This is a genomic window from Brevibacterium aurantiacum, assembly GCF_003932995.1.
In the GTDB taxonomy this organism is placed as follows: domain Bacteria; phylum Actinomycetota; class Actinomycetes; order Actinomycetales; family Brevibacteriaceae; genus Brevibacterium; species Brevibacterium aurantiacum.
On sequence record NZ_CP025333.1, the window covers coordinates 2,348,000 to 2,369,310 of the forward strand.

General features: G+C 63.7%; 17 protein-coding genes. 8 read left to right on the top strand and 9 right to left on the bottom strand.

What is annotated here, in order from left to right:
- Positions 1 to 16: 16 nt before the first annotated feature.
- Positions 17 to 565, bottom strand: coding sequence for a helix-turn-helix domain-containing protein (locus CXR25_RS10920; protein WP_009881499.1), 549 nt, complete (start codon positions 563 to 565; stop codon positions 17 to 19).
- A 78-nt stretch (positions 566 to 643) separates the two neighbouring features.
- On the opposite strand from CXR25_RS10920, the gene CXR25_RS10925 reads away from it, so the two are divergent.
- A complete protein-coding gene (locus tag CXR25_RS10925; RefSeq protein WP_069600279.1) occupies positions 644 to 2,032 on the top strand; it encodes an L-lactate permease in 1,389 nt (462 codons plus the stop codon).
- 17 nt (positions 2,033 to 2,049) lie between these two features.
- Here the strand turns inward: CXR25_RS10925 and CXR25_RS10930 are convergent, their stop codons facing one another.
- Entirely contained in the window at positions 2,050 to 3,378 is a 1,329-nt protein-coding gene (locus tag CXR25_RS10930; protein ID WP_180957314.1) for a M24 family metallopeptidase, read from the bottom strand.
- Positions 3,379 to 3,570: 192 nt separating this feature from the next.
- Here CXR25_RS10930 and CXR25_RS10935 point away from each other — a divergent pair, with 192 nt between their 5' ends.
- Together CXR25_RS10935 and CXR25_RS10940 are read left to right on the top strand one after the other, a co-directional pair.
- A complete protein-coding gene (locus CXR25_RS10935; protein WP_009881502.1) occupies positions 3,571 to 4,056 on the top strand; it encodes an Lrp/AsnC family transcriptional regulator in 486 nt (161 codons plus the stop codon).
- Positions 4,053 to 5,444 carry an aspartate aminotransferase family protein gene (locus CXR25_RS10940; protein ID WP_009881503.1) on the top strand — a complete coding sequence of 464 codons (1,392 nt, stop codon included), beginning with the start codon at positions 4,053 to 4,055 and terminating at the stop codon, positions 5,442 to 5,444. Before CXR25_RS10935 ends, CXR25_RS10940 begins: the two co-directional genes overlap by 4 nt.
- A gap of 138 nt (positions 5,445 to 5,582) precedes the next feature.
- Here CXR25_RS10940 and CXR25_RS10945 read toward each other — a convergent pair whose 3' ends face one another.
- Complete coding sequence (locus tag CXR25_RS10945; protein ID WP_009881504.1) at positions 5,583 to 6,962, bottom strand: glycine--tRNA ligase; 1,380 nt, start codon at positions 6,960 to 6,962, stop codon at positions 5,583 to 5,585.
- Between the two features lie 337 nt (positions 6,963 to 7,299).
- On the opposite strand from CXR25_RS10945, the gene CXR25_RS10950 reads away from it, so the two are divergent.
- Positions 7,300 to 9,120 carry a DEAD/DEAH box helicase gene (locus tag CXR25_RS10950; RefSeq protein WP_009881505.1) on the top strand — a complete coding sequence of 607 codons (1,821 nt, stop codon included), beginning with the start codon at positions 7,300 to 7,302 and terminating at the stop codon, positions 9,118 to 9,120.
- 163 nt (positions 9,121 to 9,283) lie between these two features.
- Here the strand turns inward: CXR25_RS10950 and CXR25_RS10955 are convergent, their stop codons facing one another.
- The 4 genes from CXR25_RS10955 to CXR25_RS18800 form a co-directional block, all read right to left on the bottom strand.
- Positions 9,284 to 10,060, bottom strand: coding sequence for an isoprenyl transferase (locus CXR25_RS10955; RefSeq protein WP_009881507.1), 777 nt, complete (start codon positions 10,058 to 10,060; stop codon positions 9,284 to 9,286).
- Positions 10,057 to 10,785, bottom strand: coding sequence for a DNA repair protein RecO (gene recO / locus CXR25_RS10960; RefSeq protein WP_009881508.1), 729 nt, complete (start codon positions 10,783 to 10,785; stop codon positions 10,057 to 10,059). The genes CXR25_RS10955 and recO overlap by 4 nt, the downstream gene beginning before the upstream one ends.
- Positions 10,786 to 10,904: 119 nt before the next feature.
- Entirely contained in the window at positions 10,905 to 12,671 is a 1,767-nt protein-coding gene (leuA, locus tag CXR25_RS10965; protein WP_009881509.1) for a 2-isopropylmalate synthase, read from the bottom strand.
- A gap of 225 nt (positions 12,672 to 12,896) precedes the next feature.
- On the bottom strand, positions 12,897 to 14,168 hold the full coding sequence (locus CXR25_RS18800; protein ID WP_069600283.1) for a DUF6636 domain-containing protein: 1,272 nt from the start codon (positions 14,166 to 14,168) through the stop codon (positions 12,897 to 12,899).
- 60 nt (positions 14,169 to 14,228) lie between these two features.
- Between CXR25_RS18800 and CXR25_RS10975 the strand changes: the two genes are divergently transcribed.
- Positions 14,229 to 15,044 (top strand): L,D-transpeptidase family protein, encoded by an 816-nt coding sequence (locus CXR25_RS10975; RefSeq protein WP_009884422.1) that lies wholly within the window; start codon positions 14,229 to 14,231, stop codon positions 15,042 to 15,044.
- 7 nt (positions 15,045 to 15,051) lie between these two features.
- Positions 15,052 to 15,603: a hypothetical protein gene (locus CXR25_RS10980; RefSeq protein ID WP_009884421.1), complete on the top strand. Its 552-nt coding sequence runs from the start codon at positions 15,052 to 15,054 to the stop codon at positions 15,601 to 15,603.
- A gap of 20 nt (positions 15,604 to 15,623) precedes the next feature.
- On the opposite strand, the gene CXR25_RS10985 is transcribed toward CXR25_RS10980, so the two are convergent.
- Positions 15,624 to 16,271 (bottom strand): Rossmann-fold NAD(P)-binding domain-containing protein, encoded by a 648-nt coding sequence (locus tag CXR25_RS10985; RefSeq protein ID WP_096158810.1) that lies wholly within the window; start codon positions 16,269 to 16,271, stop codon positions 15,624 to 15,626.
- 123 nt (positions 16,272 to 16,394) lie between these two features.
- Between CXR25_RS10985 and CXR25_RS10990 the strand changes: the two genes are divergently transcribed.
- Together CXR25_RS10990 and CXR25_RS10995 are read left to right on the top strand one after the other, a co-directional pair.
- Complete coding sequence (locus CXR25_RS10990) at positions 16,395 to 17,264, top strand: DUF817 domain-containing protein (protein WP_096158811.1); 870 nt, start codon at positions 16,395 to 16,397, stop codon at positions 17,262 to 17,264.
- A gap of 26 nt (positions 17,265 to 17,290) precedes the next feature.
- Entirely contained in the window at positions 17,291 to 20,005 is a 2,715-nt protein-coding gene (locus CXR25_RS10995) for a penicillin acylase family protein (RefSeq protein WP_125240548.1), read from the top strand.
- Positions 20,006 to 20,038: 33 nt separating this feature from the next.
- On the opposite strand, the gene CXR25_RS11000 is transcribed toward CXR25_RS10995, so the two are convergent.
- The gene (locus CXR25_RS11000; protein ID WP_009884417.1) at positions 20,039 to 21,238 is read right to left on the bottom strand and encodes an alpha/beta hydrolase family protein; all 1,200 of its coding nucleotides are present in this window, start codon (positions 21,236 to 21,238) and stop codon (positions 20,039 to 20,041) included.
- Positions 21,239 to 21,311: the final 73 nt, after the last annotated feature.

Genomic DNA, 21,311 nt, shown 5'->3' on the forward strand with positions numbered 1-21,311 from the left:
AGGGCTGTTGCGAACCTCAGACGATGATGAGCATGAGCTCCGCCGGCTCGTTTCCGGGGTTGGACAGCTGGTGCGGAACATCGCCGGGCGCCTGCGCACAGTCTCCGACCCGCAGGGTGGTCCGGCGATCGATCGTGACGATTTCGATGGTGCCGGCGAGCACGAAGAAGGTCTCACGGGAGCCGCTGCGGTGAGCGGCGAAGGATGCTGTTTCGCAGTGCGGATCAAGCTTGTAGTGCACGACCTCCATGTTCTCCTGCGGAGCGGGGAGGTCTCGGCGCAGAGTGCCTCTGCCGTATGCGCTGTGAGCGGGAATGGCAGCACTGGAGGTGATGACCACCTCGGGCGGAGCGAGGAGCTCACCCACATCCACGCCGAGGGCACGGGAGAGCCCCATGGCGTTCGAGACCGATGTGTCCTGTTCCCCACGTTCGATCTTCGACAAGGCCGCTCGAGAGATTCCGGCGCGCACAGCAAGTTCGTTGAGCGTCAGGTCGTTGTACTTGCGGCGCGCCCTGATGCGCGCGCCGAATACTCGAGCTCCGAGGTCCTCTGTGTTCACCATGGTGACATCATAGATTGTTCTTGAATAGTAGAGTGAATTCTACCAAGTCTTACTTCTTCACACGATGGAACTGTTCCCATGACTCCACTGCTGGCGCTGACGCCGATTGTGCTCGCGATCGCTCTGCTCGTATTCAAACAGAACTCCTGGATCGCCGCTGCCGCCGGGGTCATCGCCGCCTGCCTGGCTGTCATTCTCTTCTTCCCGACGCCGATATCGGTTCTCGTCGAATCGGGGGCTGACTACTTCCCTCTGATCCTCGAAGTCGCCCTCATCCTTCTCTTCGGCATGGTTCTGGCACGCCTGCTCGAGTCGTCAGGATCGATGGGCGAGATCTCCGCCTGGGTCGAAGCAGCGGCGCCCAGTCGCGCGCTCGGAGTCGGACTCGTCGTGTTCGGGCTCGTCCCCTTCGCCGAGTCGGTCACCGGGTTCGGCATCGGCGTGACGATCGGAGTCCCGGTCCTGCGGCTGCTCGGCTGTTCACTGCGGCAGTCGGCGATCCTCGGACTGCTGGGCCTCATCGCCGTCCCCTGGGGCGCACTCGGCCCCGGAACCACGGTCGCCGCCGCGCTCACCGGCATCAACGTCGACGATCTCGGCGTCGCGACGGCCTGGATCAACGCGATCCCCGTCATCATCGTGGCGACCTCGGTGATTCTCATCATGCGCCCCGGCCTCTCCTCCTGCTTCGGAATCATTGCCGCCGCGGCTCTGATGTGGACCGGCATCCTCACCGCAAACATCCTCATCGGCATGGCCCCAGCCGGCATCATCGGCTCACTCCTCGTCATCGCCGTCATGGGCACCCGCTTCATCATCCGCCGCCGCAGAACCGGCTTCACCCGTCAGCTGGGTCTCGCGGTCCTGCCGTACACGACCCTCACCGTAGGCCTGCTCTTGGCCCGCGCACTGGAATCCGCAGTCCCGTCACTGGTGACACAGATCGTGGCCTCTCCCCCGTTCTGGTTGGCCGCCGCCTGTGTGATCGCCGCGCTCAGGGTCACCTCTCGCGGTGCTGTCACCTCCGCCGCCGTTCGCTCCTGGCTGCCGATCGGCGCCGGCACAGCCGCCTTCATGCTCATGGGCTGGATCATGACGACGACCGGGATGAGCGCGTCCATCGGGACCCTGGTGCCCGCCGGACTCGTCCTCTTCACGCCCTGGCTGACTGCGGTCGGAGCCATCGTGACCGGATCGAACACCGGCGCCAACTCCATGTTCACCGGCACCATCGACGCGGTCGCCACGGCCTCCCACGTCTCCTCACTGCCGGTGGTGGCAGCAGGAAACGCCGCCGCCTCGCTTGCGGCACTAGCCGCTCCCCCACGGGTGGCGATGTCAGTGCAGATGGCAGACCCCTCAAGCCCCGCCTCGGCGAATGACATCGCCTGGGTCCAGGGACGGGCACTGACCGTCGCTGGGATCAACGCGGTGGCCCTCGGCCTCTGGATTCAGTTCATGGTCTGAGCTCCCAAGCGCGGACTTCAGACGCGGATGATCTCGCGTGGGAAGTCGGTGAACGTGTCACAGCCGGTATCCGTAATGAGGACGGACTCGGAGAGTTCATAGCCGTAGCCGTTCATCCACATGCCGCAGATGAGGTGGAAGGTCATTCCGGCTTCGAGGATCTGGTCGTCCTCGGTCCTGATCGAGATCGTGCGCTCGCCCCAGTCGGGTGGGTACCCGATGCCGATGGAGTAGCCCAGCCGGCTCGGCTTCTCCAGACCGGCCAGCGCCAGCACCCGGTTCCAGGTGCGGGCCAATTCGGCGGTGGGCACCTCTGGTGCGGCGACGTCGAGAACCGCGGCCAGCGCCTCGGAGACGACACCCTCGAGTCGGATGAGCTCCTGCTTCGGCTTTCCCACGACGGCGGTGCGCGCCAAGGGCACGTGATAGCGACGGTGGACGCCTGCCAGCTCGATGCTCACCGACTCATCGGCAACGAACTTCCGATTCGTCCAGCTCAGGTGCGGGGTGTCCGCGCTCTCCCCCGTGGGCAGGAGCGGAACGATGGCCGGATAGTCACCCCAGGCACTGCCGCGTCCGCGGGCCTGAGCAGCGGCGATCTCAGCCGCCACCTCATTCTGTGCGATACCGTCGCCGATGGTCGCCAGGGCAGCGTTCATCGACTCCGTGGTCACCTCGGCGGCCTTGTGCATCAGTGCGACTTCGGCTGGGGACTTGATCGCGCGGATCCAATTGACCAGCTCGAAGGAATCCACCAGGCGCCACTCCGGGACACCGTTGACCAGTGAACGGAACGCACGCGGAGAGAAGAAATGCGAGTCCATCTCGACCCCGACCGGCGAGGAGGAGGCACGGGCGACTTCCCAGCGCTGCCGCAGCGCGAAGGACACCCAATCGAAGGGATGGATGTGAGGGCGCTGCACGTAGCGTTCCGGATAGCCCACGATGTCCTCCGGGGGCAGCCATGAGGTGTGCATAGCGCCTCGGGCATCCATGTCGCGCATGAACAGAGTCAGCGGTCCCGAGGCCGGGACGAAGAGGAGCTGAGGGGTGTAGAACGACCAGGCGTTGTACCCGGTGAGGTAATAGATGTTGGCGGGGTCGGTGACGATGAGTGCAGACAGACCCTGGTCGATCATGCGATTGCGCACCGAAGCGATGCGCCCCAGGTACTCATCCGGGGAGAACGACAGCTCGTTCGCGCCGATCGTGTCGACCTCGCCGGGACGCGGCTGTGGGCGAGCCCTGACTTCCTGTCCTGCCCGGCCCTGCTCGGCTCCGGGCCGCATTCCCTGCACGTCCGGCCGGTTGTCTTCACCGGCGTAGAACAGCTCACCCTCATTCATGATTACAGTGTGGTGAGCCAGCTCACACCGTGTCAATCACTGTCACACGCGTGTTGTCAGGGGTGAAAATGCCAATTCATGACGAATCCAGAATGAATGTTTTTCGTATTCGACTGAATTCGCATACGAATCTGCGCATTCCGACGGAATCAATGGTAGATTGTGTTGAGAACCAAATCACGGAGGTGAAGAATGGCCCACTTGATGCCGAGCGGAAGCAATCACCGCCCGGGCAATCTCGATGAGAAGTCGAAAGCGATCATCGTCGAATTGCAGCACGACGGGCGCAAGTCCTACTCCGCCATCGGCAAGTCCGTGGGGCTGTCCGAGGCTGCCGTCCGTCAGCGGGTCTCCAGGCTCATCGATTCCGGCGTGATGGAAATCGTCGCCGTGACCGATCCCTTGAGCCTGGGCTTCGCCCGACAGGCCATGGTGGGCGTCAAGGTTCGGGGCGATATCTCCAAGGTCGCCGATCGACTGCACGGCTACGACGAGATCGACTATCTCGTGGTCACCGCAGGGTCGTTCGACATCTTGGTCGAGATCGTCTGCGAATCGGATCGCCACCTGATCGAATTCGTCAATGAAGAGCTGCGTTCGATCGACGCCGTCGTGGACACCGAGCTCTTCATGTACCTCTCACTCGAAAAGCAAAAATACAATTGGGGGACGCGATGACAGAGAATGTCACCAGAGCTGGCACCAGCTATCAGGATGCCATCCGCAACAACGTGTGGATGCATATGGCTCCGCACCAGTCACTGTTCAACGGTGGTGAAGCACCGATCATCACTCGTGGTGAAGGCCACCACATCTTCGACGACAAGGGCAAGAAGTACCTTGACGGACTGGCCGGACTGTTCACCGTCCAGGTGGGCCACGGTCGCGAGGAGATCGCGAAGGCGATGTCGGATCAGGCGATGAAGCTGCCCTTCATGCCCCTGTGGTCCTTCGCCCATCCGCAGGCCATCGAGGTTTCGGAGCGCCTGGCCAGCTATGCCCCGGGTGACCTCAACCGTGTCTTCCTCACCTCCGGTGGCGGTGACTCGGTCGAGTCCGCGATGAAGCTGGCGAAGAACTACTTCAAGGTCACGGGCAAGCCGGGCAAGCACAAGATCATCTCGCGTGCCACGGCCTACCACGGCACACCTCACGGCGCGCTGTCCGTGACCTCGCTGCCGGATCTGCGTGAGCAGTTCGCTCCCCTGGTCCCCGGTGCGATCAAGGTACCCAACACGAACTTCTACCGCTCACCCGAGCCCTACGCCCACGATGAGAAGGCCTTCGGCCGTTGGGCAGCGGACCGCATCGGTGAGGCCATCGAGTTCGAGGGTGCCGATTCGGTTGCGGCAGTCTTCCTCGAACCAGTGCAGAACTCCGGCGGCTGCTTCCCGCCGCCTCCCGGCTACTTCGAACGTGTCCGCGAGATCTGCGACGAGTACGACGTGCTTCTGGTCTCGGACGAGACGATCTGTGCCTACGGCCGTATCGGCGACATGTTCGCCTGCAACGACTTCGGCTACGTGCCCGACATCATCACGAGCGCCAAGGGCATCACCTCCGGTTATGCTCCGCTCGGTGCGATGATCGCCTCGGATCGTCTGTTCGAGCCCTTCGGTCCCGGCGGGGACGAGACCTTCTACCACGGCTACACCTTCGGCGGACATCCCGTCTCCTGTGCGGCCGCCATGGCGAACTTCGATGTGTTCGAGAAGGAGAAGCTCAACGATCACGTGCATGAGAACGCTGCTGCGTTCAAGTTCACGCTTGAGAAGCTCAAGGACCTGCCGATCGTCGGCGACGTCCGCGGTGAGGGCTTCTTCTACGGCATCGAACTGGTCAAGGATCGCGACACCAAGGAGTCCTTCACCGAGGAGGAGTCGGAGCGCATCCTCAAGAACTTCGTCTCAGCGAAGATGTTCGACGACGGCCTGTACTGCCGCGCCGATGACCGTGGCGACCCTGTCATCCAGCTCTCGCCTCCACTGACCGTCGGTCAGAAGGAGTTCGACGAGATGGAGCAGATCATCCGCGGAACTCTGACCGAAGCCTGGACCAAGCTCTGATCTGCTGATCTCGGCCAGGGCTCCCGCAACAACGGCCCGCCAGAGACAACGGCCCCGATTCCTCATACGAGGAATCGGGGCCGTTTCGCGTCTCCGCTCAGGCCCCGGCAGCAGATTCTGCCGGGGCCCAGGCGAGCCTCAGACGCCGAGGTGCTCGGCCAGGTAGTTCTCCACCTGATCGATGCTCACGCGCTCCTGGCTCATGTCGTCGCGCTTGCGGATCGTGACCGCATTGTCGTCGAGTGAGTCGAAGTCGAACGTGATGCACAACGGAGTGCCGACCTCGTCCTGACGACGGTAGCGACGTCCGATCGCACCGGCATCATCGAAGTCGATGTTCCAGCGCTTGCGCAGACGAGCCGCGAGCTCCTTGGCCTGCGGGGACAGCTTCTCGTTGCGGCTCAGCGGCAGGACTGCGGCCTTGACCGGAGCCAGACGCGGATCGAGCTTGAGCACGATGCGCTTGTCGACGCCGCCCTTGGTGTTCGGTGCCTCGTCCTCGGTGTAGGCGTCGATGAGGAAGGCCATCATCGAGCGGGTGAGTCCGAAGGACGGTTCGATGACATAGGGGGTGAAGCGTTCACCGCTGGCCTGGTCGAAGTACTGCAGCTTCGCGCCGGAGGCCTCGGTGTGGGTGCCGAGATCGTAGTCCGTGCGGTTGGCCACACCCATGAGCTCTCCCCATTCGGAGCCCTGGAAGCCGAAGCGGTACTCGACGTCGATCGTGCCCGACGAGTAGTGTGCCCGGTCATCTTCGGGGACGTCGAGGCGACGCACGTTGTCCTCGGAGATGCCGAGGTCGAGGAACCAGTTCCAGCAGGCCTCAACCCATTCGCGGTAGTAGTCGTCTGCCTCGTCGGGACGAACGAAGTACTCGAGCTCCATCTGCTCGAACTCACGGGTGCGGAAGATGAAGTTACCGGGAGTGATCTCGTTGCGAAAGGCCTTGCCGATCTGGCCGATGCCGAACGGCGGCTTCTTCCGTGCAGCGGTCACGACGTTGTTGAAGTTGACGAAGATCCCCTGCGCGGTCTCAGGCCGCAGGTAGTTCAGACCCGCTTCCGATTCCACCGGACCCAGGAAGGTCTTGACCAGCCCGGAGAACTCCTGCGGCTCGGTCCACTGACCGCGGTTTCCGCAGTCGGGGCAGACGATGTCGGCCATGCCGTTCTCGGGTGCCTTGGAGTGCTTGGCCTCGTAGGCTTCGACGAGGTGGTCCTCACGGTGGCGCTTGTGGCAGCTGAGGCATTCGACGAGCGGGTCGACGAAGGTAGCCACGTGGCCCGAAGCTTCCCAGACCCGTTTGGGCAGGATGACCGAGGAGTCGAGTCCGACGACGTCTTCGCGTCCGCGGACGAAGGTCTGCCACCACTGGGCCTTGATGTTGTCCTTGAGCTCAACACCCAACGGCCCGTAGTCCCAGGCCGAACGGGAACCGCCATAGATCTCTCCGGCTTGGAAGACGAATCCTCTGCGTTTGGCCAGTGCGATGACGGCATCCAACTTGGACTGTGCCACGTTTATTCTCCTTGAGGTAGTTCGCCGACGGCCGGCTGCCGTGGCTCGCAGGTACAGCCTATCGGTTCGGCTGCGATCGGTGGCTGTCGACTCCTGGGCGACGGAACTCACACTTAAAGCGGGCCGCAGAGCCACCTCGGCGGGCAAGTGGCATGTAGGATTGAGGTACACCCAAACCTTTCTCCGTACTGACGGTTTTCAAGTCTGTCCAAGCAAGCCTTGGATCTCATACGGTTTCGGCCCGGATTGCTCACGATGATTGCACAAGCGGCCGCAGGGTAGATCGCCACTACAGTCATCTGCGATCAAGTGTGTGCCGACGTGAGAGAGAAAACTCATGACCGATGTGTCCTCATCCGACGATCCGACAACACCGAAGTTCTCCGAGCTGGGTCTCCACCCGCTCGTCCTCCAGGCAGTTCAGGCTCAGGGCTACGAAACCCCGACCCCGATCCAGGCCGAAACGATTCCCGCACTGGTCGAAGGCCGCGACGTCATCGGACTCGCCCAGACCGGTACCGGCAAGACAGCCGCTTTCGCCCTGCCGGCACTGTCCGACCTCGCCGAGGCGGGTCGCGCCAACGACGGCCCCTTCGCTCTCGTACTGACCCCCACCCGTGAGCTTGCAATCCAGGTCGCCGAGGCGTTCACCTCCTATGCGACGAACCTCGACGACTTCTCCGTCCTCCCGATCTACGGCGGCCAGGCCTACGGCCCGCAGCTGTCCGGGCTCAAGCGCGGCGCTCAGGTCGTCGTGGGAACGCCCGGTCGTGTCATCGACCACCTCAAGAAGGGCTCCCTCAAGCTCGGCAGCCTCCGTCACCTCATCCTCGATGAGGCCGACGAGATGCTCAAGATGGGCTTCGCCGAAGACATCGAAGAGATCTTCAGCCAGTCCGGTGACTCACGTCAGGTGGCTCTGTTCTCCGCCACCATGCCGACCTCGATCCACCGCCTGACCGGCAAGTACCTCAACAACCCCAAAGAGGTGCGGGTCGCGTCGAAGTCGCAGACCGGATCGAACATCCGCCAGCGCTACCACATGGTCCAGCACTCCCATAAGCTCGACGCCCTGACCCGGATCCTCGAGGTCGAGGAGTACGAGGGCATCATCATGTTCGTCCGCACCAAGCAGGCCACGGAGGAGCTCGCGGAGAAGCTGCGTGCCCGCGGCTTCAAGGCCTCGGCAATCAACGGCGACATTCCCCAGCAGGCACGTGAGCGCACGATCGACATGCTGCGCAACGGCAAGGTCGACATCCTCGTCGCCACCGACGTCGCAGCCCGCGGCCTCGACGTCGAGCGCATCACCCTGGTCGTCAACTTCGACATTCCTCACGACACCGAGTCCTACGTCCACCGCATCGGCCGCACCGGCCGCGCCGGACGCTCCGGTGAGGCCATTCTCTTCGTCACCCCGCGTGAGCAGCGTCTGCTCGGCTCCATCGAGCGCGCAACGAAGCAGAAGGTCGAACAGCTGAAGATGCCCAGCGTCGAAGAGCTGACGAACACCCGTGTGGAGAAGTTCACCAAGCGCATCGACGATGTGCTCGCCACGACCGAACTGACCGAGCTCGCGACCGTCATCGAACAGTACGAGCTCTCCCGCAACGTGCCTGCGACCGACATCGCCGCAGCGCTGGCGTCTCTGGTGCTCGAGTCGAACACCCTCAAGGCCGATCCCATGCCGGAGCCTTCGCGCGGCAAGCCAGGTCGTGACCGCGACAGCGGCGGACGCGACGGCAAGCCCGGCCGTGAACGCTCATCCCGTCCGCGTGATGAGAACATGACCACCTACCGTCTGGCCATCGGACGCAATGAGCGTCTGCAGCCCGGTGCGGTCGTCGGCGCCATCGCCAACGAGGGTGGTCTCACCTCGAAGGAGATCGGCCACATCGACATCCGGTCGAACCACACCCTTGTCGATCTGCCCAAGGATCTCGATTCTTCGGTCATGCGCAAGCTCTCCAACACCCAGATCCAGGGTCGCCCGATCGACATCCGTCCGGATTCGGGCCGTCCGGCTCGTCCGTTCAAGAAGCGCAACTTCGACAAGCAGCCCGGCGACAGCCGCAACTTCCGCAATGATCGCCGCGGAGGCGCCAAGAAGTTCAGCAATGACCGCTTCGGCGGCGAACGCTCACACGACCGCTACTGAGTCGCTGCCGCTGCGCAGTCGCCCAGCCGTGCTGATCCACCGGCACTGCTGAGCCGGCTTCGGCGCAGCGAGCACACATGACACGAGGTCCCGCAACGTTTTCGTTGCGGGACCTCGTGTTTGCCTCTGGGCTGTCGTGTTTGCTCAGACCGTGCGCGACCGGCTAGGAGCCTGAGCGGTCCACGGCGCCGCCGAAGCGACGATCACGGCGTGCGTATTCTTCGATCGCCGACCACAGGGTGCGACGGTCGACGTCGGGCCAGAGCACGTCTTGGAAGACCATCTCGGCGTAAGCGGACTGCCACAGCAGGAAGTTCGAAGTCCGCTGCTCCCCCGATGAGCGCAGGAACAGGTCCACGTCGGGGACCTCGGCCGCGTAGAGACGGGAACGAACGGTCTTCTCGCTGACCTTGCCCGGTTTCAGCTTCCCGGCAGCCACCTCGGCGGTGATCTGGTTGACCGCGTCGACAATCTCCGAACGTCCACCGTAGTTGACGCAGAACTGGAGGACCAGTCCGGTGTTGTGCTTGGTCATCTCCGCTGCGGTCTCAAGCTCGTCGATGACCGAGCGCCACAGGCGACCACGACGCCCGGCCCAGACGATGCGCACGCCCAAAGCGTTGAGCTCATCGCGGCGGCGGCGGATGACATCACGATTGAAGCCCATGAGGAAACGAACCTCGTCGGGTGACCGTTTCCAGTTCTCGGTGGAGAAGGCATATGCGGACAGATAGTCGACGCCCATCTCGATGGCTCCGTGGATGACTTCGAGAAGAGAGGCCTCTCCGGCCTTGTGTCCTTCGGTGCGCGGCAGACCACGATCGTTGGCCCATCGGCCGTTGCCGTCCATGACCACGGCCACGTGATTCGGGACGAATTTCGACTCGATGCGCGGGGGTCGGGCTCCGCTGGGGTGCGGAGGCGGTGCGGGATAGCTCATCTGCTCTCCAGAACTCTCAGTGATCGGATATTGCGCTCCAGATGCCACGACACCCAGTCAGAGACGAGTTTGGAACCGTCGATCTGGTCGTGGAGATCAGAGGATTCCGCGCGCTCCCAGTCACCGGAGAGCAGCGCCGCCATGTGTTCGAGTGCGTCGGTGTCCGGCAGGGCCGCGCCGCTGGGGCGACAGGTGGTGCACACGGCACCGCCCAGGGAAGCCGAGAACGCACGGTGGGGTCCAGGACTGCCGCACTGTGCGCAGTCGAGCAGGCTCGGCGCCCAGCCGGCCACGGACATGGCCCGCAGCAGATACGCGTCGAGGGCCAACCTCGGCGGATGCTCGCCGTTGCACAAGGACCGGATGGCCGAGACGAGGAGCAGGAAATGGGTCCGTGATTGGGGTTCGACCTCGGTGATCCGAGCGGCGGTCTCCGCCATCACACTCGCGGCCGAGTAAGCGTCATAGTCGGCGCCGATGCCGCGGGCAAAGGGTTCGATGAGTTCGACCTGGGTGACGATGTCGAGGCTGCGGCCGACGTGGCACTGCAGATCGACGAGCATGAAGGGCTCGAGTCGGGAACCGAAGCGTGACTTGGTGCGGCGAATGCCCTTCGCAACTGCTCGGATCAGCCCGTGGCTGCGGGTGAGAACAGTGACGATGCGGTCGGCTTCGCCGAGTTTGTGCCCCTGGAGCACGATGCCTTCATCACGATAGTTGTGCACCCGCCCATTATCGCAGAGTGCGGCGGGGAATCATCCCCGCCGCACTCAGACATCAGTTGTGAGATTGCACCCTGCCGGCCCTCGATCCGACCGGCAGACTCAGTCTCGAGAGTCAGACCTCAGCGCTCTCCGTCACGGTCGCGTGCCGCCCGGTTGACCGCCGAGACGACGGCCTTGAGAGAGGCCTTGGTGATGTTGGAATGCAGTCCGGCACCCCAGACCACACGGTCCTCGACAGCGAGTTCGACGTAGGCTGCGGCCATGGTGTCGGCACCCGATCCGATGGCGTGCTCGGTGTAGTCCTGGAGTCGGAGATCAACGTCGAAGTTCTCGACGAGGATCTTCACCAGCGCATCGATCGGACCCTTGCCGTGTCCTTCGTAGGTACGTTCCTGGCCGTCGACGATGAGGTCGACCTCGACGCGCTCGGCAGACCCGGAGTCATCAACCGTGCCGGAGTCGGTGCGCAGGCCCACGATCTGGAAGCGGCCCCAGACGTTGTCCGGATCATCGCTGGGCAGGTATTCGTGGTTGAAGATGCGGCGGATCTCTTCGGCCGAGACCTCTCCCCCGCCTTCGGTGTGTGCCTGGACGGCGCGGGAGAATTCGACCTGCATGCGGCGCGGCAGATCCAGGCCGTACTCGCTCTTGAGCAGGTAGGTGACTCCGCCCTTGCCGGACTGCGAGTTCACGCGGATGATCGCCTCGTACGAGCGCCCCAGATCCTTCGGGTCGACCGGCAGGTAGGGCATGTCCCACTCCATCAGGTCCACGGGCACGCCCTGCTCGTTGGCCCTCTTCTCACGGTCGGCGAACGCCTTGTTGATGGCGTCCTGGTGCGAGCCGGAGAACGAGGTGAAGACGAGGTCGCCGCCGTATGGATGGCGCTCGTGGACGCCGATCTGGTTGCATTCGGTGACGGTATGGATGACTTCGTCGATGTCGGAGAAGTCCAGTTCGGGGTCAACACCCTGCGTGTAGAGGTTGAGTGCCACGGTGACCAGGTCGAGGTTGCCCGTGCGTTCGCCGTTGCCGAAGAGGCAGCCTTCGATGCGGTCGGCACCGGCCATGATGCCCATCTCTGCGGCGGCCACACCGGTGCCACGGTCGTTGTGGGGGTGCAGGGACACCGCCACCTCGTCGCGGTAGGGCATGTTGCGGCAGAACCATTCGATCTGGTCGGCGTAGGTGTTCGGGGTGCCGCGCTCGACGGTGGCAGGCAGGTTGACCACCGTTTCGCGATCGGTGGCCGGCTGCCACATGTCGAGGACGCTGCCGACGATGTCGAGAGCGAATTCGGGTTCGGTGTCGACGAAGATCTCCGGGGAGTACTGGTAGCCGAAGTCAGCGTCGCCGAGGAGTGACTCGGCGTGCTTCATGACCGCCTGGGTGCCGCGGGTGGCGATTTCGCGAGTCTGGTCGAAGCCCTCACCGTCGAAGCCGAACACGACCTTGCGGAAGACCGGTGCGGTGGCGTTGTAGAGGTGGACGGTCGGCTTCTTGGCACCAACGAGGGATTCCACGGTGCGCTCGATGAGATCCTCACGCGCCTGGGTCAGCACGGAGATGCGCACATCGTCAGGAATCGCGTCCTGTTCGATGATCTCGCGGACGAAATCGAAGTCGACCTGGCTGGCAGCGGGGAAACCGACCTCGATCTCCTTGAAGCCCAGCTTGACGAGGAGGTCGAACATCTTGCGCTTGCGATCGGGTGTCATCGGATCGATGAGGGCCTGGTTGCCGTCACGCAGATCCGTGCTCAGCCAGCGCGGAGCCTTGCGAATCAGTTGGTCTGGCCAGGTGCGGTCGCGCATATCGAGGGCGATCCGGTCCTGAAAGGACTTGTATTTGCTGAACGGCATGGGAGTGGGCTTCTGCAGTTTCATGGTTCCTCAATCATTCATCGTGTGCTAAATCAGCATATGAAAAACTCCGCGACGAGTGTGCTGTCCGATCAGGACTCGTCGCGGCAAGGAAGGAGGAGCAACCTGTGAGCCACACCATCAACATAGCCCTGGTTGCTCCGTCCGCCCCAAATCTGTCCAAATCCTAAGATCGTAGTCCTGATCTCGCCGAGGTGGTAGGTCCTTGCATCGCCGAAGTGGCTCTGCCTAGTCGAGGAAATCGACCGAGGCTCGTCGCATGTTGAAGCCGACGCCGGACTCATCGGACTTACAAGTCATGCCCTCTCGGGTGGAGGTGCAGGTCATTCCCTCAGCGGTGATCGATTCGCCGTAGCCGAGGACTCGAGCGGGGCCGGAATTCTCAGGCGCCTGCGCGCAGGAGAAGCCCGCGCCCTCGGAATTGGCCACGACGACAGCGCCCCAATTCTCCAGTTCGCAGTCATCGGGTTTCTCCGGAGCCTTGTAGTCAAAGGACGTGATCACGCACCTGGTGCGGTCTGCATCGATCGTGCAGGAGATGTTGCCCGACGGTGACTTGAACGACTCTGCCGCGGCCGGTGGCGTCGAAGCACCCGGGTCCTCGGTCTCGGAGCCCGCACCCTCGGACGGTCCCTGGGAGGACGTGCCGGTGGCATCGTCGTCCTTGCCCTGTGTTGCGTCCCACGCGATGTATCCGACGATGCCGAGTGCGAGGATCAAAGCGATGGCAGCCAGCGCCCAGAGCCAGCCTGGGACCTTCCTGGTATCGGGGTCCCGTCGATAGGGGCCTCCCGGACCACCTGGCCCGCCCGGACCATATCCGCCTGGACCGCCGGGACCGTACCCGCCGGGCCCACCCGGACCGCCCGGACCGCCCGGCCCGCCCGGCCCATATCCACCGGGTCCGCCAGGACCACCGGGGCCATAGCCTCCGTTCGTGGGTCCGGGACCGCCGGTTCCCGCGTAGGCGGCTGCGGCATGTGGGGCGTAGGCTGATGCGCCGTTGGGCACGTGGGACTCACTTCCGGGGTGTTCAGAGGGATGTGGTTGAGGGATCGGCTGCTGTGGTGGGGGTCCGGCTGGAGGGCCGGGTGCACCGAATTCCGGCGCCCACTGCTCGGGCTGCGGCGGGGTCGGGGCCGAGGCACCCTGCGGGTTCCACTGTTTCGGTGCCGAAGCGGCTTGGGCTTCGGCGATGTCCTCGGAACTTGCCTTTCGAGGTACCGGATCGCTGCTGCCGGTGGATGCGTCGTTCTCTGCTGCGGCCAGCTGGCGCAGCTCGTCGAGGCTGAGCACCTCGGTGGCCTCGGCGCCGTCGGAGGACACCATCGACCGGAGCCTGGCCAGCTCCTCGGAGCTGAGTGCTTGGGTTGAACCATCAGCAGCCGGGGATTTGTCCTGACCGATGAACAACTGCGTCGTGATCGAATCTGGAGACTCCTCGGCCGGCTTCCGACGCCCGGGGCGCGGAGGGTGGTTCGGCACAGGTGGAATGCTCATGGGGTCATTTTCGCATAGTCATTACCACGGCGTTCTCAAGGTTCGTGAGAAGATGACCCCATGTTCAGTGGTGGAACCCGGACCGGGACCAGCCTGACGGTTGCTGTTCTGGCTCTGACGCTGTCGTCGTGCGGGACACCGACCGACAGCGAAGACGATGACGGCGCCGCCGTTCCCTCCGGTGTGGTCGCGGCCCCCGCACAGCAGAACGACCTCGGTGATTTCGCCGCCCCTGCTCAGATGACCCCGCCCGGAACAGCACCCAAAGAAGAAACCGGGCCCGCCCACTCTGTACCGGTGCCAGGACTCGGACCGGAGACTGCGTCGCAGATCCCTGCCGAGACCTCACAGGTCCTTGTTGCCAGCGGCTCGGATGCGAGCTCCGATTCAGGACAGCTGAGCTTCTACACCTTCGACGACGGCGACTGGAAGAAGCGCAAGACCTTCGACATCCACAACGGGAAGAAGGGGTGGTTGGCCGATCGGCGGGAAGGCGACAAGACCTCACCGATAGGAGTCTTCACTCTCAGCGATGCCGGCGGGTACAAAAAGGATCCGGGGACCCAGCTCCCCTACTCCCAGGATGATCGGCTCCCCTCATCGGCGACGGTGGCCTACGGGTCCGAGTACGAACGGGTCTTCGACTACATCATCGCCATCGACTACAACCGCGTCCCGGGGACACCGCCGACCGACAGGACACGCCCCCTGGGGTGGGACAAGGGCGGTGGGATCTGGCTGCACCTCGACCATGATTCGGGGACCAACGGCTGCGTGACCCTCAAGGAGAAGGACCTCACGTGGATCCTTGAGACCATCGACCCCGACGCCCACCCGCGCATCGCCATGGGACCTGAGTCCCAGCTGCAGAAATAGAGGCACAGTGACGCGCAAGCTCATCATCTCCCTGGTGCAGTCGATCAACGGCTCCTATGCCCAGGACGGCTGGTCAACGGGTGTGTCCACCAAGGCCGACTTCGCCTATTTCACGTCGCTCCGCAAGCAGGCGGGTGCCATCATCATCGATCGCCGGACCGCGCTGAATCCCGCATTGCCGGTCATCAACGCACCGGGCAAGGCACTCGAGCACACCCCCGTGCATGTCCTCACCGAATCAGATCCGAAGGCACTGACCCAGCAGCTCGCCGAGGCGGGCCTCGACTACCGGGCCCAGCACTTCACTCCCGAGGCTGCCGCCGCCACCATCGAGGCTCTCGAGGCCACGAATGAGACCCTGGTGTGCGAATCGGGGCCCAATCTGGCTTTCCGTCTCCTCGACGCCGTCCCCGGTGCCGAACTGCATCTGAGTCTCAGTCCGCTCTACAGCCGCACCCCCGGCAGCCACTTCTCCCAGCTCGAGGCCACCCTCGATCTGCGACTCATCGATGTGCGGGCCGTCGATGACCAGGTCTTCGTCCGCTACGGTCGAGCCTGAGCTCAACGTCGAGCTGCGAGCTACACGTTGAGCTGCGTGCTCAGTTCGTGATCCTCCGGCCTGCTCACGATGTCGATGACAGCCTCGGCGACGGTCGTCAGTCCGATCGTCTCCACTCCCCCGCTGAGGTCGTTGCGGTCGTCGCCGGCGATGGGCGCCATGACCTTGAGTTCGCGGTAGTGCACCGAGTCCGTCTCTTCCGCGGCGACCCTGAGCAGCATCTCCTGGGCCGCACCGAAGACGCTGATGGCTCCGGACCCGGCACAGGGTTCGACGCTGGCGACGCCGTTGAGAGTCAGGTGGCGGATTCGGTCACTGCCACCCGCCTCGGCGAGCGCCTCCGACACGGCACAGGCCGCGAAATGACCACGCAGGTATGAACCGTAGTCCGCGTCGAAGGAGTCGACGCCGCGGGCAATCATCGAGATGTCGACGTACCAACCGCCGACCGCGGCGATGACAGCGTCGACCGGTGGTGTTCCCACGCGGCCGAGTTCGTCGACGACGGTCTGCGGTCGCTCCACCCATTCGGGCACAACGACCGGAGTGTAGGGAGTCTTGGCCTCCGGCTGTGAACGGACGATTCCGGTGATGCGGTGGTCGGCGGACAGGTGCTGAGCAAGTCCCGAGCCGACATGGCCCGAGGCTCCGAAGATGAGGATGTGCATGTCTCGAAGTCTATTTGACGAAGGCCTCGACGCGTTCGCCCAGACGAATTCCGGCGCGGGTCGATCGCCGCGCCGGCCGCGATAGAATCGTCCTCGACCGCTTCCCACCCGGACAAGGACCTCATGGCCGATCAGCACGAGCTCACTCGTCGCGAACGCGTCCTCGACGATCTGGCCAATCGGCATCTGGCTCGGATCCCTGCCGGCCTGAGAGAGTTCCTCGTCTTCGGAATCAAGCAGGCGTGGGCGTGCCTGTTCGGAGCCCTCATGCTGCTGGCCATCATCGCCACAGCGTGGTGGTACCCCGACGATGCGAGCCTGGCCCGCAATGACCTCCTCGTCATCCTGGCTGTCCTCATCCAAGCCCTCATGCTCATCTTCCGTCTGGAGACCGGGCGCGAGCTCTGGGTCATCGTGCTCTTCCACATCGTGGGCACCGGCATGGAGATCTTCAAGACTTCGGTGGGTTCGTGGAACTACGCGGAAGGCGGTGTCCTCCACATCGGGGCCGTCCCCCTGTTCACGGGGTTCATGTATGCCGCCGTCGGCTCCTATATCGTCCGCGTCTACCGACTCTTCGATCTGCGCTTCAGTCATTACCCGCCGAGGTGGATCACCGCAGTCATCGCCGCAGCGATCTACATCAACTTCTTCACCCACCACTTCATGGTCGACGTGCGGCTGGTCCTCGTCCTGGCTGTGGCCGTGGTCTTCCTCCGCTGCAGCATGCATTTCCATGTGCACAGGCTCACGTTGCGCATGCCGGTGCTTCTCGCCTTTGTGCTGGTGGCGTTCTTCATCTGGATCGCTGAGAACATCGGCACCGTCACCGGCGCCTGGCTCTACCCCTCTCAGGTCGACGACTGGGAGCTGGTGCCGGTGACCAAGCTCGTGGCGTGGTTCCTGCTGATGATGATCTCCGTCGTTCTCGTCACGTTCGTCTACCCGCCCAAACCCCCTGATGAGGTCACTTCACCTGATAATCTGAGCTGAAACTCAGACTTGGCCGAAGGAGACACATGGCAGACGCGGATCCCGAGGATTCCAGTGCACTGGTGGCGGCGGTCCGCCGCCCATCGGGATCGCATCGCTTCGTGAGCATGAAGGTCCTCATCCGCGTCCTCGCCGCAGTCCTCGTCCTGCTGCTGATCCTCACCCTGCTCGGTGTCTTCATCATGCGTCGGTCGTTTCCCACCACGGACGGTGACATGTCGTTGCCTGGCCTCAATGCCGAGGTCAGCGTCACACGAGATGAATCGGGAGTCCCGACCGTGGAAGCCAGCACCTCCCATGACCTCTTCATGGCCCAGGGCTTCGTCCATGCCCAGGACCGCTTCTGGGAGATGGACTTCCGCCGGCATGTCACCTCGGGTCGGCTCTCGGAGCTCTTCGGAGAATCACAGTTCGGCACCGACTCGTTCATTCGCACTCTGGGCTGGCGCAAGGTCGCCGAGGCGGAGGTCGCGGCACTCGATGACAAAACGCGCGCATACTACGAAGCCTATGCCGAAGGCGTGAACGCCTATCTGCACGACAAGTCCCCTACCGAGGTGTCCCTCGAGTACGGAATCGTCGGCCTGCAGAACGGTGGGGTCGAGATCGAGGAGTGGACACCCGTCGACAGCGTGTCCTGGCTCAAGGCCATGGCCTGGGACCTGCGTTCGAACGTTGAGGACGAAATCGACCGCGCCATCAGCACAACCGGACTCGACGACGAGCAGATGGCCGATATCTACCCCGACTACCCCTATGACACCCGACCGACGATCACCGGCGGCAACGCCGGAGCTAAAGCGCCCGCGACAAGCCGCAAGAGCGGAGCGGGTAAACCCGGTGGCAGCACAGCAGGTGGCGGTGACGCGCCCAGAGCCGACTCCGGCGAGGACGAAGCACGAGCCGGCGGCGAAGTGGCCGGCGTCAACGCACCACGAACGGACGCCGAGGTGGACGGCCAGACTCCGGGCAACCTCGGCGAGCTCAAGCAGCAGCTGAAGTCGCTGCCCACACTGTTGGGGGTCAACAGTCATGACATCGGATCGAATTCCTGGGTCGTCTCCGGTGAGCACACGGCCACCGGCGCCCCGCTTCTGGCCAACGATCCGCACCTGTCTCCGTCCATGCCCTCGGTATGGCATCAGATCGGTCTGCGCTGCACCGAGATCACACCCGAATGCCCCTTCGACGTGTCCGGCTTCTCCTTTTCCGGACTGCCCGGGGTCGTCATCGGACACAACCAGAACATCGCCTGGGGGCTGACGAATCTGGGACCCGACGTCGCCGACCTCGTGGTGGAGAGGATCCGCGACGGCGAAGCAGTTCGTGACACCGGCGACGAAGCGGTCACCACCCGCAAAGAGACCGTGAAGATCGCGAAGCAGGAACCGCGCGAGATCACGATCCGCTCGACGAGCAATGGTCCGCTTATCTCAGACCTCGAGGGCCCTTACCGGGGTGTCCTCGATGCTGCGACGGGAGCCGACACCTCCGATACGAAATCGGGTCCGGCGGAGGAGCACTACCAGCTGGCGCTGCAGTGGACGGCTCTGCAGCCGGGCAATACTGCCTCCGCGATCTTCGGACTCAACGCGGCCAGGAACTGGGGCGAATTCCGTCAGGCCGCCTCGCTCTTCGACGTGCCGTCCCAGAACCTCATCTACGCGGACACCGCCGGCAACATCGGCTACCAGGCACCGGGCAAGATCCCCAAACGGGGCAAGGGCGACGGCATGCTGCCCCGGCACGGGTGGAATACCGATGAAAACTGGCAGGGATACCTCGATTTCAAGGACCTGCCGAGTCTCTACAACCCCGAACGCGGGTGGATCGTGACAGCCAACAACCCGGTCACTCCCCCTGGGGATTCCGTCCAGCTGAGCAATGACTTCGACGATGGGGACCGGGCTCGGCGAATCACGAAGCTGGTCCAGGACACCATTGCTGACGGAGATGTCACGACCGACGACATGTCTCGGATTCAGGGCGATGACCTCAATCCACTTGCCCTGACCCTGATCCCTCTGTTGGAGGACCTTGAGGCAGAGGAAGGCAGCGACATCGCCGAAGCGCAGGAGCTGCTCTCGTCATGGGACGGCCGCGATGATGCCAACAGTGCCGCCGCAGCCTATTTCAACGTGCTCACGAAGACGATCCTCGACGAGGTCTTCGCTCCCAAGCTGCCCGACGCTGTGCCGCCTGGAGGCGGGTCACGCTGGTACCTCATCATCAAGAACCAGCTCAAGGACCCCGACTCCGATTGGTGGGCCGATTCCGAGGTCGATGATCGGGACGAGGCACTGACTCGGGCCATGGACTCGGCGTGGGAGACGACCGAGGATCTGCTCGGCTCCGAGCCTGTGACCTGGCGCTGGGGCATTCTGCACAGACTGACCATCCGCAACGCCAGCCTCGGCGAATCGGGGATCAAACCCATCGAGCAGCTGTTCAACCGTGGCCCCTATGAGGTCGCGGGCGGTTCCGGAGAGGTCAACGCCACCGGCTGGGATGCCTCGGTCGGATTCGAGACGAACTGGGTGCCTTCGATGAGGCAGATCATCGACCTCAAGGACTTCAACCACTCGCAGTGGATCAACCTCACGGGTGCCTCTGGTCATGCCTTCCACCCGCATTATGCGGATCAGACCGAGGACTGGGCAGCCAATAAGACCCGGCCCTGGCCCTACACTCCGGATGCCTTGGACCGGCATACCGAGGACACTCTGGTGCTGCGGCCCTGAGACCCGGGAGTCCAGACTCCCGGGATCACGGGATCAGCTCTTGGGCAGGACCTTCGCCTCGAGGAAGTTCGCCACATCGTCTTCCCAGCGGACGGGGTCGACGTTCCATTCCTTGGTGTGGCGGGCCTTCTCGTAGACGGGCATCGTCACCAGGTCACGGCGCACCGATGCCAGCGCGTGAGATGGCGAAGAAGGTACGAACTCGTCATCGTCGGAGTGGATGAGCAGCACCGGAACGTCAAGCTCAGCGGCACGGGTCACCCAGTCCAATCGGCCCAGGTCCAGCGGCGTCTGCAGCCCGGTGATCGGACGCGCCCACGGCTGGGTGATCATCTCCAAGGTGAGTTTCGCGATCGGGGTCGGCAGCATGTTGAGGCGGGCCTGGTTATCGAGGACATTCACCCAGTCGACGACTGGTCCGTCGAGGACGAGTGCCTTGACAAAACGTCTGTTGCGTCCGCGGGAAGCGGCCTGGAGCGCGATGGCTCCACCCATCGACCAGCCGATGAGAACGACGTCGCTGGCACCGTGTGAGAGCGCGAAGTCGATCGCGGCGTCCACGTCGATCCATTCGGTGTCGCCGAGTCCGTAGCGAGAGGTGGTCTCGACCCGCACCTCGGCGTCGTTGCGATAGGACATGGCGATCGCAGGAATCCCCAGCGTGTTGAGGATCGGTGCGGCACGCAGGCCCTCGGCACGGGTGCTGGCACGACCGTGGACGAGGATCGCCCAGGTGCTCTGCGGCTCGGGATGGTCGGTGGGCAGAAGCCAGGCCGGGAGCTTGCCTGCATCGGACTCGATCTCGATGTCCTTCGCGTCGACTCCAGCCGCCAGCGGCTCCGGGTACACGATGCCCGTCCAACGGCCGTGAGCGGCACGTTTGATGTCGCCGCGAGTCACCGAGAGGATCTCCCGGGACACGGTTCTCGATCGCGGATCGTATTCGACGATGTCACCGATCACGGCATGTCCGGCACCCTGGTTGAAGTAGAGGCCATAGGTGCCGCGCACCGTCGTCTCTTCGGTGGCGGGCAGATGAATGCGCATATTGGGCGAGAATCCATCGATGTGGAGAATCTCGAGCTCTTCCGGCGCATTCTCGGGCACCACGATCTTACGTGCGAAGTAGACGGCCAGCCCCGAGGACGCCACCGAGATCACAGCGCCGATCCCAGCACCGACACCCACCGAAGCCAGAAGCAGGCGAGTCGGGAATTTAGTGTCGCGAACCATGAAAACCTCCTGCCTTCATTGTCGCCCAAGGAATGAGCAGTCTCCAAACGCTGTTGTGCAGGTGAGAAGGCTT

Coding starts and splice junctions, on each gene's coding strand:
- CXR25_RS10920 (WP_009881499.1), bottom strand. CDS start 565: ATGGTGAACACAGAGGACCTCGGAGCTCGAGTATTCGGCGCGCGCATC.
- CXR25_RS10925 (WP_069600279.1), top strand. CDS start 644: ATGACTCCACTGCTGGCGCTGACGCCGATTGTGCTCGCGATCGCTCTG.
- CXR25_RS10930 (WP_180957314.1), bottom strand. CDS start 3,378: ATGAATGAGGGTGAGCTGTTCTACGCCGGTGAAGACAACCGGCCGGAC.
- CXR25_RS10935 (WP_009881502.1), top strand. CDS start 3,571: ATGGCCCACTTGATGCCGAGCGGAAGCAATCACCGCCCGGGCAATCTC.
- CXR25_RS10940 (WP_009881503.1), top strand. CDS start 4,053: ATGACAGAGAATGTCACCAGAGCTGGCACCAGCTATCAGGATGCCATC.
- CXR25_RS10950 (WP_009881505.1), top strand. CDS start 7,300: ATGACCGATGTGTCCTCATCCGACGATCCGACAACACCGAAGTTCTCC.
- CXR25_RS10955 (WP_009881507.1), bottom strand. CDS start 10,060: ATGAGCTATCCCGCACCGCCTCCGCACCCCAGCGGAGCCCGACCCCCG.
- leuA (WP_009881509.1), bottom strand. CDS start 12,671: ATGAAACTGCAGAAGCCCACTCCCATGCCGTTCAGCAAATACAAGTCC.
- CXR25_RS18800 (WP_069600283.1), bottom strand. CDS start 14,168: ATGAGCATTCCACCTGTGCCGAACCACCCTCCGCGCCCCGGGCGTCGG.
- CXR25_RS10975 (WP_009884422.1), top strand. CDS start 14,229: ATGTTCAGTGGTGGAACCCGGACCGGGACCAGCCTGACGGTTGCTGTT.
- CXR25_RS10985 (WP_096158810.1), bottom strand. CDS start 16,271: ATGCACATCCTCATCTTCGGAGCCTCGGGCCATGTCGGCTCGGGACTT.
- CXR25_RS10990 (WP_096158811.1), top strand. CDS start 16,395: ATGGCCGATCAGCACGAGCTCACTCGTCGCGAACGCGTCCTCGACGAT.
- CXR25_RS10995 (WP_125240548.1), top strand. CDS start 17,291: ATGGCAGACGCGGATCCCGAGGATTCCAGTGCACTGGTGGCGGCGGTC.
- CXR25_RS11000 (WP_009884417.1), bottom strand. CDS start 21,238: ATGGTTCGCGACACTAAATTCCCGACTCGCCTGCTTCTGGCTTCGGTG.